13 protein-coding genes and 1 tRNA gene are annotated in these 12,261 nt (G+C 61.2%); 8 read left to right on the top strand and 6 right to left on the bottom strand.

Translation table 11 applies throughout. The annotated features are described in order from the left end of the window. Window positions 1-68: 68 nt before the first annotated feature. From HDEN_RS17195 to HDEN_RS17180, 4 genes are read right to left on the bottom strand one after another with little or no spacing between them, the layout of a single operon-like run. Complete coding sequence (locus HDEN_RS17195; protein WP_013217421.1) at window positions 69-296, bottom strand: Trm112 family protein; 228 nt, start codon at window positions 294-296, stop codon at window positions 69-71. Between the two features lie 29 nt (window positions 297-325). After that, window positions 326-1,009, bottom strand: coding sequence for an LON peptidase substrate-binding domain-containing protein (locus tag HDEN_RS17190; protein WP_041922131.1), 684 nt, complete (start codon window positions 1,007-1,009; stop codon window positions 326-328). A gap of 29 nt (window positions 1,010-1,038) precedes the next feature. Beyond that, window positions 1,039-1,953, bottom strand: coding sequence for a thioredoxin (gene trxA, locus HDEN_RS17185; protein ID WP_013217419.1), 915 nt, complete (start codon window positions 1,951-1,953; stop codon window positions 1,039-1,041). 5 nt (window positions 1,954-1,958) lie between these two features. Beyond that, window positions 1,959-2,474 carry a prolyl-tRNA synthetase associated domain-containing protein gene (locus HDEN_RS17180; protein ID WP_041921716.1) on the bottom strand — a complete coding sequence of 172 codons (516 nt, stop codon included), beginning with the start codon at window positions 2,472-2,474 and terminating at the stop codon, window positions 1,959-1,961. Window positions 2,475-2,630: 156 nt separating this feature from the next. On the opposite strand from HDEN_RS17180, the gene HDEN_RS17175 reads away from it, so the two are divergent. From HDEN_RS17175 to HDEN_RS17140, 8 genes are all read left to right on the top strand, one after another. Next, window positions 2,631-2,705, top strand: a tRNA-Gly gene (locus HDEN_RS17175). A gap of 302 nt (window positions 2,706-3,007) precedes the next feature. Beyond that, the gene (locus tag HDEN_RS17170) at window positions 3,008-3,409 is read left to right on the top strand and encodes a hypothetical protein (RefSeq protein ID WP_013217417.1); all 402 of its coding nucleotides are present in this window, start codon (window positions 3,008-3,010) and stop codon (window positions 3,407-3,409) included. A 131-nt stretch (window positions 3,410-3,540) separates the two neighbouring features. Then, complete coding sequence (locus HDEN_RS17165; RefSeq protein WP_013217416.1) at window positions 3,541-3,879, top strand: hypothetical protein; 339 nt, start codon at window positions 3,541-3,543, stop codon at window positions 3,877-3,879. A 175-nt stretch (window positions 3,880-4,054) separates the two neighbouring features. Next, window positions 4,055-4,267 carry a hypothetical protein gene (locus tag HDEN_RS17160; RefSeq protein ID WP_013217415.1) on the top strand — a complete coding sequence of 71 codons (213 nt, stop codon included), beginning with the start codon at window positions 4,055-4,057 and terminating at the stop codon, window positions 4,265-4,267. 602 nt (window positions 4,268-4,869) lie between these two features. Beyond that, the gene (locus HDEN_RS17155) at window positions 4,870-5,490 is read left to right on the top strand and encodes a LemA family protein (RefSeq protein WP_013217414.1); all 621 of its coding nucleotides are present in this window, start codon (window positions 4,870-4,872) and stop codon (window positions 5,488-5,490) included. 36 nt (window positions 5,491-5,526) lie between these two features. Next, window positions 5,527-6,369, top strand: a complete 843-nt coding sequence (locus HDEN_RS17150; RefSeq protein WP_013217413.1) for a TPM domain-containing protein — start codon at window positions 5,527-5,529, stop codon at window positions 6,367-6,369. A gap of 2 nt (window positions 6,370-6,371) precedes the next feature. After that, complete coding sequence (locus HDEN_RS17145; RefSeq protein ID WP_245256677.1) at window positions 6,372-7,025, top strand: TPM domain-containing protein; 654 nt, start codon at window positions 6,372-6,374, stop codon at window positions 7,023-7,025. A 62-nt stretch (window positions 7,026-7,087) separates the two neighbouring features. Beyond that, window positions 7,088-8,548 (top strand): MFS transporter, encoded by a 1,461-nt coding sequence (locus tag HDEN_RS17140; protein ID WP_013217411.1) that lies wholly within the window; start codon window positions 7,088-7,090, stop codon window positions 8,546-8,548. Window positions 8,549-8,800: 252 nt separating this feature from the next. On the opposite strand, the gene purH is transcribed toward HDEN_RS17140, so the two are convergent. Continuing rightward, window positions 8,801-10,384 carry a bifunctional phosphoribosylaminoimidazolecarboxamide formyltransferase/IMP cyclohydrolase gene (gene purH / locus HDEN_RS17135; RefSeq protein ID WP_013217410.1) on the bottom strand — a complete coding sequence of 528 codons (1,584 nt, stop codon included), beginning with the start codon at window positions 10,382-10,384 and terminating at the stop codon, window positions 8,801-8,803. Window positions 10,385-10,506: 122 nt separating this feature from the next. Beyond that, window positions 10,507-12,204 carry a heparinase II/III family protein gene (locus HDEN_RS17130; protein WP_013217409.1) on the bottom strand — a complete coding sequence of 566 codons (1,698 nt, stop codon included), beginning with the start codon at window positions 12,202-12,204 and terminating at the stop codon, window positions 10,507-10,509. Window positions 12,205-12,261 lie beyond the last annotated feature (57 nt).

Genomic DNA, 12,261 nt, shown 5'->3' with positions numbered 1-12,261 from the left:
ACTTTATGACCAATTTCTTTGAAATCGTAGCCGCAATCAGCGCGCTGCCGACATGAAGCCAACTTCGACTAGCGCTTTTGCAGATCGCGATCCGTCAACGGACGCGCCGCGTCCTCGATCATCAACGGAACGCCATTGCGAATTGGAAATGCGAGACCGGCCGCTTTGCTGATCAACTCTCGCGTGGAAGCATCATAGATCAGCCGCGTCTTCGTCAGAGGACAGACAAGAAGCTCGAGGAGCTTCGGATCGACTGCGCTCGCCTGCTCATCGTCGTTCTCTACATCCAAGGCCACGTCAGGCAACCTCGCGCGGTTCCAGTATCTTACTGCAGCGTCGATCCGCTGCTGCCGTTCGAAGCCAGATCGATTTCGGCGAGCGCGACCAGCACCTCGGCACGCGATTTCAAATCTTTCGCTTCGAGCAGCGCTTGTTTTTCTTCCGGCCCATAGGGGCACATCACCGACAGCGCGTTGATGAGAAACTCGTTCGAGGCGCGCTGGATCGTCGCCCAATCCGTCTTCAAACGGTTGACCTCGAGATAGGTCTTCAGCACACGCAGCAGGTTCTTCCGGTCGACAAGCTCTTCTCCGAGCCCTTCCGTCAAATCGCTGGCAAAGCGGTCATAGCTGACGCTCATGATGCGATACGGCTTATCCGTTTCGGCTTCCCCGACGCATTCGAACCGCGTGATGCCGGTCAGCGTGATGATCAGCCGGCCATCGTCGAGTTCCTGATACGACGTCACCCGCCCCGCACAGCCGACGGCGCGCAGCTTCGCAGCCTTGTCGAGCGGGCTTTCCTGATCTTCGTCATCCGCGAGCATCGGCTGCAGGATACCGATGACACGCGCGCTCGACATCGCGTCATCGATCATTTCGAGATAGCGCGGCTCGAAGATGTTGAGCGGCAAGGTTGCGCGTGGCAGCAGGATTGCGCCGCGAAGCGGAAAGATGGGAATCCTCGCCGGCAGATCCGCCGGCCGCGCGTAACGTTCAGTAAGCGTCAAATTCATCTCCGCAGGCACGCGTGCTCTTCTCAACGAAACAGGATGGACGACAATCTGCGGCGTCCGTCATTCACAAGCGGCTCTTTCGGACCCCAGGCATCGAAGAACTGCAAAAGTTGCTTGCGCGCCGCCTCCTCATTCCACTGGCTGTTCATCCTGACGAGATCAAGCAGAAGTTCAAGGGCTTCGCCGCGTTCGCCGTTGGCCGCAAGCCCGACGGCGAGGTCATAACGTACTTGATGATCCTCGGGATTTTCTGCAAGCCGTCGCTTGAGCGCCGAAAGATCGCCGGCTGACGAACCTTTCTCGGCGAGCAGCACCGCGGCTTCGACGCTGCGGACGGCTGCGACCTCACGCTTGTCGGGCGGCACCAGAGCCAGCGTCTGCTTCGCGCGAGTGGCATCGCCGCTGCGCAGATAACAGGACGCGAGCCCTGCCAGCGCTTCGGCATTGGCCCGGTCCTCCTGCAGAACGGTCGCGAAGATTTCCGCTGCCGCCTGCAGATCGCCTTGCTCCATAAGGTCTTCAGCGGACTTCAGGAGTTCACCAAGACCGAGGTCGGCATCGTCCGCGATCAGGCGATCGACGAACGCCTTGATGGCGCTCTCCGGCTGCGCACCGACGAACCCGTCGATCGGCTGGCCGTCCCGAAACGCCAAGACCGTCGGCAGCGACTGAACGCGAAGCTGCGCCGCAACTGCCTGGTTTTCGTCGACATTGACTTTCGCCAGCCGAACCTTGCCGCTGTAGCTGCGCACGACTTTTTCGATCAGCGGCGTCAGCTGCTTGCACGGGCCGCACCACGACGCCCAGAAATCGACGATCACCGGTACCGACTTGGACGCGTCGATCACATCCACCTTGAACGACGCCGTCGTCGTATCCTTGATGACGTCCCCGGCAGCAGCAGCTCCCGGGCCAGACTTTTTCGTGCCGAATTCCATAAGTCTCAACTCCTCGCCACAGCGTCTGCGGCGGTCAACGCCATGACGCGGGGCTCATGGCCAGTGGATCGAATGAACCGCAAAAGGTCTTCACAAGCAATGTTGGTCGTTGCCGTATTTTCCAGGGGGTGACAGTTGACGCTGTCATGCTCCATTAGCGTCTCATCCACGACCACGGTGACACGCCCCTCGACATCGTTTGCGACGGCGAACGCCGTGACCGACCCCGGCGTGACGCCCAGCGTACACATCAGCAGGTCGGGCTTTCCGAACGAAAAGCGCCCCATCCCTAAACGCTTGCCGAGCCCCTTGAGATCAACCACCGTCGCGCTTTTCGCGATGACGAGGACAAGACGGCTCCGATCGTCCTTGAGGAACAGGTTCTTCGTATGCGCCCCAGGCAACGGGATCTCGACCGTCTCGCTTTCCGCCACCGTGAAGACGGCCGGATGATCGATCGTGGTCGTCCTGATATCAAGATCGTTGAGGCGGAGCAGCAGCTCGTCGCGGGTGAGGGGCATATCGGCATTCTTCTTTCGCTGCAAAGCCGTTACCAGCCTCTCCGGAGGTCTGTCCTGCGGCGTGGTGGTCAGTCGCTTTCCGCCCCTTGCAATGGGTTGGCACTTGCGCCATAAGGCGTGTCTCTCGCCGCCGCAAGGCGTCGAGGACATGGATTTGCGGGTGTAGCTCAGGGGTAGAGCACGACCTTGCCAAGGTCGGGGTCGAGGGTTCGAATCCCTTCGCCCGCTCCATATTTTACAGGGACACCCCACCCTGTTGCCGGTATCGCAATTACCAAAACTCGCGTTTCGAAACCACAGCTCGCGGCGCTGTGCGTCAGCGTGCCCCCATCTGTCGATGGCAGGCCGAAGTCCCTGCGAGTCCTGGACACTCCGATCCAAGCCGATCGCGTTTTGGTGAGCCTCTACGCGCTGCTTCGATAGTTTCCGCAACCTTCGACAGAGCGCTGCGTTGCTCATGCACGAAGAGCCGGCGGACGACAGCAAGCGAAATCTGAAAATTCGAACTCGGCTCGGAAGCACAGAGGTTCACTATGAAAAAGTATGCAAGCGCATTGGCTGCACTTGGCGCAGCGTTGTCTTTGGCGGCTTTCGCTCCCGCGGCTTCAGCCGCGCAGTTTGGCGGCGGTCACGGCGGAGGAGGTGGCTTCTCCGGTGGTCACGGCGGTGGATTTTCCGGCGGTCATGGCGGCAGCTTCAGAGGCGGAAACTTCCGAGGCGGCAATTTCGGTGGCGCCCGCATGGCTCGCAACTTCGGCGACCGTCACGGCGGATGGCACGGCCGGGGTCACGGGCACGGCCATGGGCGTGGCGGCGCCTGGTTCGGCTGGGGCCCGGGCATCTACCTCGGCGACCCATATTACGATGACGACTATTACGACTACGACTATTCGGACTGCTATTGGCGCTACGGACGGCGCTACTGCAGCTACTAACCTGCAATTCGAATAGCATAGCAGAATGGCTTCGGATTTAACCGTCCGGAGCCATTCTTGCGCTTTGCCGGTCGAAGCTATTTATCTTCGCAGGCGGACGCCGCGCGCCAACTCCATTCGAAAGGCAGCACATGAAAACGAGCACGATCGCGTTTGCTACCGTGGCCGCCGCGTTGGCATGGCTTGCGAGTGGCGCGAACGCCAGCGCGGCCCATCACCGGCACGCGCATCATTCTTACAAACACCATTCACAGAAGGCGCACGTCGCGCACCGTCACAAACCTGTTGCGCAGAAGCGCAAAGGCTATTCGCGACGCGGCCCGCTTTATGGATACGGTTTCGGCTTTTCGACGTATGCCGGCGACCCATTCTATAAAGACGATTATTTCGACGGCCGCCGCTGTTACTATCTGCATCGCCAGGATTTCTGCCGCGGTCCGAAATCGCTCGAATGGCTCCGCTGGAAATAAACGGCTTTATGTCGGTGAATGCATAAGCCAGCATACGAAAATGTAAGCGTAGCGCGATCGCACAAGAACAGCGAAAACGCGCTACCTCACAAATCCGTATGGAGAAGCACGAAATCGCGATCGTTATAGTCGCTCCCGGCGTCAAGGCGGCGCCGCCAATCGAGGAGTCGACGTAATGAGGACGATACTGGGTATAGCAATTCTTGCTGTCACGATGGTGCTCGGTGCGGGATATGCGAGCGCTACCGTCAACGCAAACGTTCACGCTCTCAATCAGATTTCCAAGCAGGCATCGCAGACGCAGAACGTCTACTGGCGCCGCCGTTGGCATCATCGCCAGCGCCATTGCTGGTGGAGACATGGCCGCCGCTATTGCCGCTGGTGGTAACACTCGAACGTGTGCGGCCACGCAATTCGTGCGCCGCACATTCTTCTCTGCGCCGCAGATGCGCCAACCTCAAGCCACACTCGACAAGCAAAATGCACCCGCAATGTCACAGGAGGGTGCATTCGATTGAAGCACATCATTCAGGTCATGCAGGCTGCATTGGCATGTATGATTATGGTGGCCGTAGTTTTCAGTATCCCCGTATTCGCTTCGGCCTTCCCAATACGCATGGACGTGTCGCTATCGCGTTGGAAGCAGTTACTCCCAATTCATCCCCCCGCAAATAATCGGCTTCCGACTTAGCGCGAATTCTACGCAAATTGAAAAGGCCGCATTGGAGTGCGGCCTTTGCCGTCTGAAGCCGCGCCGTCTCGCTTGGCGCGGCCGTCAGCAGCGTGCGCTGTCTCAAGTTTCTCCTGGGGAGCATTCAGAAACGCGATCCGCATCAGAAAAGCGCACTATTCGTTGCGAAGACGGCGTCTTCTCCGCTTGCCTCACTTGAACGCCGTCTAGGAAACTCATAGGAAAGAGCGGGCCGTAAGGCCTTGCGAAGCTCACTGCGTGCGCGCCCGCGAGGCGCCAGAACAGGGACGACCCGCGTCATGACCGCCATCACCAGAATGTTCGTTATCCGGCCGCTCGCACTGTTCGCGATCATCGGAACTGCGCTCGCAATGGCGGGCTGCGGAATCAATACGATTCCTACATATGAGCAGCAGGCCAAAGCCAATTGGAGCGAGGTCCTGAACCAATATAAGCGCCGCAGCGACCTCATCCCGAATCTCGTCGAATCCGTGAAAGGTTTCGCGGATCAGGAAAAGACGGTGCTGACCGAAGTCACCGAAGCCCGCAAGCAGGCGACGAACATTCAGATCCCGCCGGACATCCTGACCAATCCGGATGCCATGAAGAAATTCCAGGATGCGCAGTCGACGCTCGGCGGCGCGCTCGGCCGGTTGATGGCCGTCGTCGAACGCTACCCCGACATCAAGTCGGGACAGAACTTCCTGGCGCTGCAGAGCGAGTTGGCCGGCACCGAGAACCGCATTGCCATCGCGCGGCGCGATTACATCGACGCCGTCCGCGCCTACAATACCGAAATCACCACCTTCCCCGGACGCCTATGGAAAACGGCGCTCTATCCTTCGGCCAAGGAGATGGCGGCGTTCGATATCCCGGCCGAAGAGCAGAAAGTGCCCAAAGTCGATTTCGGCAAATCGTAACGGCAGCGGTTTGAACTCCTTGGCGGAGTCCGTCCGATGACTGTCGCAGCAATCGCCGCTCGGTCCATGACGACACGTCGCGAGCCTTGGGGCAGCGTGCGCAACGCACTGCTGGCCCTGCTTGCGGCGTGCACAATTTTGATCGCGCCGGCTTTTGCCGCGCCGAACTATCCGGAGCTTGCCGGCCGCATCACCGACCAGGCTGGGCTGCTCTCGCCGCAGGACAAGGCAGACCTCGAAAGCACGCTCGCCGAACTCGAGCAGACCTCGACCGACCAGATCGCCATCGTCACGGTCAAGTCGCTGGATGGCTACGCGATCGAAGACTACGGCATCGGCCTCGCGCGCAAGTGGGGGATCGGCCAGAAGGGCAAGGACAACGGCATTCTGCTGATCGTCGCGCCCAACGACCGCAAGGTGCGCATCGAGGTCGGCCGCCGCCTCGAACCCTATATGACCGACACGATGTCGGCACTCATCATTCAGAATGCGATCCTGCCGAAGTTCCGGCGCGGCGACTACGCTGGCGGCATCAAGGACGGCGTTCGCGACATTCGAACCGTCGTTCTCGGCGACCCCGAAGAGGTGAAGCGCCGCGCGCAGGGCGGACACCCTCCGCCCGAGGACTCGGCGGAAATGTTTCAATTGCTGATCTTCCTGGCATTCGTCGCCTTCATCCTCTGGATCAACTACAACAGCGCACGATCGATGCAGACCGGCACACCCGACGGACGGCGCCGCCGCGGCGGCATCGTCATCATACCCGGCGGCTCCGGCGGCTGGGGCGGCGGAGGTGGCTGGTCGAGCGGTGGCGGAGGCGGCGGCTGGTCCGGTGGCGGCGGCGGCTTCGGCGGCGGCGGAGCATCGGGAAGCTGGTAGCAATGACGGCGAAAACAACGGAACGATTGCGATCGATGGGCTTCATCAGCAGCACAGACGCCGAGCGGATTTCCGAGGCGATCACCAACGCCGAACGCACGACGTCGGGCGAAATCGTCGCCGTCATCGCCGATCAAAGCAGCCGTTACGACCACATCCCACTGATGTGGGCGGCGCTGTTGGCGCTGATCGTTCCCTGGCCGCTCATCTACTTCACCTGGATGAAGGTCCAGATCATCTTCCTCATCCAGCTCGTCGTATTTCTCGCGCTGTTCTTCCTCGCGTGGCATCCGAAAGTCCGCATGGCTCTCGTGCCGCGCTCGATCCTGCGCGCCAACACCCGGCGGCGCGCCGCCGAGCAATTCCTCGCGCAGAACCTCCACACGACCACCGGACGGACGGGCGTTCTGATTTTCGTCTCGCTCGCCGAGCAGCGCGTCGACATCATCGCCGACAGCGGCATCGATCAGCGCGTACCGAAAGGAACATGGCAGTCGATCGTCGATGAATTCACGAGCGAGATCGGCGCCGGCAAAGCGACCGACGGTTTCGTCCACGCCATCGAGCGTATCGGCGTGCATCTCTCGGAGCATTTTCCGCCGGGATCGATCGATCCGAACGAGCTTCCCGACCATCTGATCGTGCTTCGCGACTGACAGCCGAAATCTGCTGAGATGCGCCGGACACGCGCAGGCAAGCACCGACGAAGGGGGACTTCATGGCGACAGGCGCTGCAGGCGAAGCCGCGAACGGAGCTTCGACGGCAACTCCGGGACCCGAACGCGCCCCATCGCGAGCCTTGGTGTCGTGGATGCTGTTCGATTGGGCGACACAGCCGCACTACACGCTCGTGCAGACATTCCTGTTCGCGCCCTACTTCGCCAACGCCATTGTCCAGAATCCGGTCTGCGGCACGCTCATCGCGGAAGGCAGCGAGAAGGCTGCCTGCGGCCAAGCGCTCTGGGGTTACGCGGCAGCCGTCGCCGGTTTGCTGATCGCCGTGCTGAGCCCGTTTCTCGGCGCGGCTGCTGACGGACGCGGCGCGCGCAAACCTTGGATGGCCGCGCTCTCGCTCGTCTTTCTCTCCGGCCTGAGCGCGCTCTGGCTCGGAACGCCCGGCGCACCGTTGACGACAATCCTGCTCGTGCTCGCAGGCTTCGTCGTAGCGACGTTGGCCGCCGAGTTGATGAGCGTCTTCTCGAACGCGATCATGACCGGCCTCGTGCCGCGAAGCGAACTCGGCCGTTTGTCAGGAACAGGCTGGGCCGTCGGATATTTCGGCGGCCTCGTCAGCTTGGCGCTTGTCGCGGGCTTCCTGGTTCCCATGCCAGGAGCAACGACAACGCTTCTCGGCTTAGATCCGCTGCTGAACCTCGACGCAGCTTCACATCAGAGCGACCGCATCACGGGCCCCTTCGCCGCGGTTTGGTTCGCGATCTTCATCATTCCGTTTTTCCTGTTCGTGCCCGACAGGAGAACGCCGCGCAGCCCGAACGAACCGCAGCATTCCGCGGCGACCGAACTCTGGCACACGATCAAGTCGCTGCCGTCGATGCCGAGCCTGATGATCTTCCTGATCGCACGCATGATCTTCACCGATGGCCTGACTGCCATCTTCGCCTTCGGCGGCATCTACGGAGCATCGGTCTTCGGCTGGGGACCGCTCGAACTTGGCATGTTCGGGATCGTTCTGACGCTCGTCGGCGCATTCGGCGCGCTGATCGGCGGCCGCCTCGACGATCGCTTCGGACCGAAGACGGTCATCATCGTCGCGCTGCTGGCGCTCGTCGCCGGAGCGGTCGGAATCCTCTCGGTCGACAAAACGCACATCCTGTTCACCACCGAGGTCGCGGAAAAGGTGACAGGATCAAAACCGTTCTCGGCAGCGGGCGAGCAGGTCTTCCTCGCCTTCGCCATTCTGGTAGGGCTGGTCGCAGCACCCGTTCAGGCCGCCAGCCGCTCGCTGCTCGCCCGCTTGGCACCGGCGGAAAAGATCACGCAATACTTCGGCCTGTTCGCTTTCTCGGGAAAGGTGACGGCTTTCCTCGCGCCGTTCGCCGTCGCATTCCTGACGCAACAAACCGGCAGCCAGCGAATCGGCATGTCCGCGATCCTCGCGTTTCTGCTGATCGGCGTCGTGCTGATGCTGTTCGTCCGCACGAAGTCGCACGCGAGCTAGCAAAGCATCTGTTCCCCTCCTCCTTCGCAGGTCAGATTCAAAGAACAGGCACAACAAATTCCGCTCCGCCTTGTGGGCAGGGCAAATAAGCGATCGCAGAGTCATTCCCTCTCCCCGTTCTTCACGGGGAGAGGGTTAGGGTGAGGGGCAGCCATGTACGTGAGCGCCAGCCTTCGGCACCGCCAACGCGCAACCCCACTGTTCCCCTCCCCCTTGCGGGGAGGGGTTAGGGGTGGGGGGTACGAGCCAGCATCAATGCCGGAAGTGGCGCACGCCGGTGAATACCATCGCGAGGCCGCGCTCGTCGGCGGCCTTGATCACCTCATCGTCGCGCATCGAGCCGCCCGGCTGAATGACCGCCGTGACGCCCGCATCCGCAGCCGTGATCAAACCATCGGCGAACGGAAAGAAGGCATCCGACGCAACCACCGACCCGATCGTCAGCGGCGCATCCAGGCCTTGCGCCTTTGCCGCTTCCGCCGCCTTCCAAGCAGCAATGCGCGCCGAGTCGACGCGGCTCATCTGACCGGCGCCGACGCCGACCGTCGCGCCGCCCTTGGCATAGACGATGGCGTTCGACTTGACGTGCTTCGCCACCTTGAACGCGAATTTCAAATCAGAAAGTTCGCTGGGTGACGGGGCGCGCTTGGTGACGACCTGCAAATCGAGATCATCGGAATTCTTGTTGTCGCGCGTCTGCACGAGAAAGCCGCCCGCGACCGACTTGACGAGCAAACCAGCCGCGCGGCTCTCTGCTAACCCGCCTGTCAGCAGCAGCCGCAGGTTTTTCTTCGCCGCGAAAATTGCCTTCGCCTCGTCGGTTGCATCCGGAGCAATGACGACCTCGGTGAAGATTTTCGTGATTTCTTCAGCAGCGCTTTTGTCGATCGCCTGATTGAGCGCCACGATGCCACCGAATGCACTAACGGAATCCGACGCCAGCGCTTTCAGATACGCATCCACAATCGATCCGCCGATCGCCACGCCGCACGGATTGGAATGCTTGATGATCGCAACCGCCGGAACGTTGGCATCGAACTCCGACACCAGTTCGAACGCCGCATCCGTGTCGTTGATATTGTTGTACGAGAGTTCCTTGCCCTGCAGTTGTCGCGACGTTGCGACGCCAGCGCGGCCACGATCCGAAATGTACAGCGCCGCCGACTGATGAGCGTTCTCGCCATAGCGCAGCGACTGCGCGAGCTTGCCGCCGAACGCGCGCCACTCCGGCGCAGGCGTTTCAAGCACACCCGCAAACCAATTGCTGATCGCAGCATCGTAGGCAGCCGAACGCGCGAAAGCCTTCGCTGCAAGCGCCTTGCGGAAAGCCAAGCTGGTCGCACCATCGTTTTCCGAAAGCTCGGTCAGCAGTCGCGCATAATCTTCAGTCTCGACGATGACCGCTACGCTGTCATGATTTTTCGCGGCCGCGCGGATCATCGCCGGACCGCCGACGTCGATGTTCTCGACGCAATCTTCATACGACGCGCCCTTCGCAACCGTCGCTTCGAACGGATAGAGATTGACGACCAGAAGATCGATCGGAAGGATGCCATGATCGCGCGCGGATTTTTCGTGCTCGGCGTTGCCGCGAATTCCGAGAAGACCGCCATGCACGCGCGGATGCAACGTCTTCACCCGGCCGTCCATCATTTCCGGGAAGCCGGTCAATTCCGAAACGTCGATGACGTTCAGTCCCGCCGCTTTCAAAGCTGACGCCGTCCCGCCGGTCGATACGATCTCAATACCCCGCTCGGCCAATGACTTAGCGAAGGCCAGAAGCCCCGTCTTGTCGGAAACCGAGAGCAGCGCGCGTCGTATTTTCGGATCGGCCATAGTCACCCCGCATGGTTGTGAGAGGCGGTTATCACGCTCTCACCCGCAAGGCCATCCTACTCAAAGTGAAACGCGCGATTGTGCCGCGTATACTTGCAAATTCGACCGATCAGCCGAGCATCTCAAGGCTCGCAACGCATCGACCAGTGAACGTCGGTTTCGCCGAACGTCGTTCCGCGCAGAACGATCTGCAGCGACGGCCTGGGACCCGCGCTGTCGACATAGAAAATACTTTCCTCGATCGTCAGCGTCGAGCCCTTGGCGCTGAACATCCAGATGCGTCCGTCAGGGAGCTTCACGCGGCAGAGGCTCGGCTCGTCGAGCGTGCAGCGGCAGTCGGGATGCAGATGAAAATGGATCGCGTAAGGTAAATCGGTCTTGAGCCGAAGCTGCCCTTTCGGCGGCCTCAGTGCATCGACGCCTTCGAGCGTATTGCCGTCGGCAGATAGCGACAGACGGCGCGAATGGATCAGCCCGAAGCGCTTCAGATAGCCATCGTGGCTGGTATTGATGAAGACCTGCCCGTCCTTTTCGCCGGCCGCCGAAAACACGTTATCCGGGCCTTTGATCGGCATTCCTCCGATCATCGCCTCGAGCTGCGGATGACGCACGAGGCGTGACGACGATGTTTCCGCGAGCGCGAGCGTGTTGTGGCTCGCCGTTGCGCGCGCGGCAGACACCCAGCTTTGATCGGCAGGTCCCGGAAAGCCGCCGTTCGCCAGCACCAGATATTGCCGCGACGACATTTCAAACGAAAGCGCACCGGCTTGCGCTTCCGTCGCCATTTCAAGCGGCGGCGGCGAGCCGACATCGACAACGATCGTCGTATCTCCACGCTCAAGACGGGCGTAACCGGATGCCTGCGCCGCAGACGGCAATTCGAGATCCGCTCCCGAATATCCGAGCACGGTTGCGACCGTCGCGGGCGAGCCCGTGCTGACGCCGTTGAAGCGCGCCAGCATGCCGTCGCCGAGACGCATGAAGCGCAAGAAGCCCAGGGATTTCTTGACCGACGCACTGATCTCTTCAGGCGGTTGCCGTCCGCGCGAATGGAAGCACTGACCGAGCGGCAGCAAATCAAGGATCAGATCTGCGAGCACGCTGGCGCTACGGCTCACGTGCCCGCCGTCCTCCAGTATTTGCCGCTGCAGTTCCTCGATGAGCGACTCTTGCGCATCCTTGAGCTGCCGGTCGTGACCGGAAACCGCGAGATCGGAAAGCACCAGCGCGATAAGGCAGGTCAGTCGCGGAATTCCATCCGGCGCGCTCCGCCACGTGGCTTTGAGCGTAACGATCTGCTGACCGATGCTGGACATCACCGCCGAATAAGACCGCGCATCGAGATCTTCGAGCAGCATGCCCGCTTGCGCGATCCACGAAATCAGCCGTCGTCCGACGATCTCCGGTTCATAAGCGATCCCGCTCGTCGCATTACGTAGCGAAATCCAGTCGAGCACGAGGTCGCGCGCCGCAGCGGCCGCTTCCTCTTCTTCCGTTGCCGCGAGATGGCGAAGCCAGCCGAAACCGTGCAGCTCGCGTGCCCAGGCCGGGCTCGGAGGTTTGACGCGAAACGGCGACGCACCCTTGAGATCGGCAATTTGCGAAGCGAGGCCGAAATGACCGTGCGCAACTTCGCTCCAGAAACTCGGATCGGCCGCACGCAATTCCTGCGGCACGATGAGGATCTGATCCGCGCCGGCTCCCGCATAGCGCCAGCGAAAAATCGGTGAGGACAACGTCCGCGTCAAAGCCCGCCGCCGCAGCCGCTCGACCGACAGCGAGCGTATTTTCAAACGCTCCGTGACGTTGAGGCTCGGCATGCGTTTCCCTGGCTGACGCGTGATGCCTTCCGAACTAGCCTTGCACCGGCGCGAAAA

Source organism: Hyphomicrobium denitrificans ATCC 51888 (assembly GCF_000143145.1).
GTDB lineage: Bacteria > Pseudomonadota > Alphaproteobacteria > Rhizobiales > Hyphomicrobiaceae > Hyphomicrobium_B > Hyphomicrobium_B denitrificans.
Note: the sequence above shows the minus strand (reverse complement) of the source record. Positions and strands in the feature narration are given on the sequence as shown.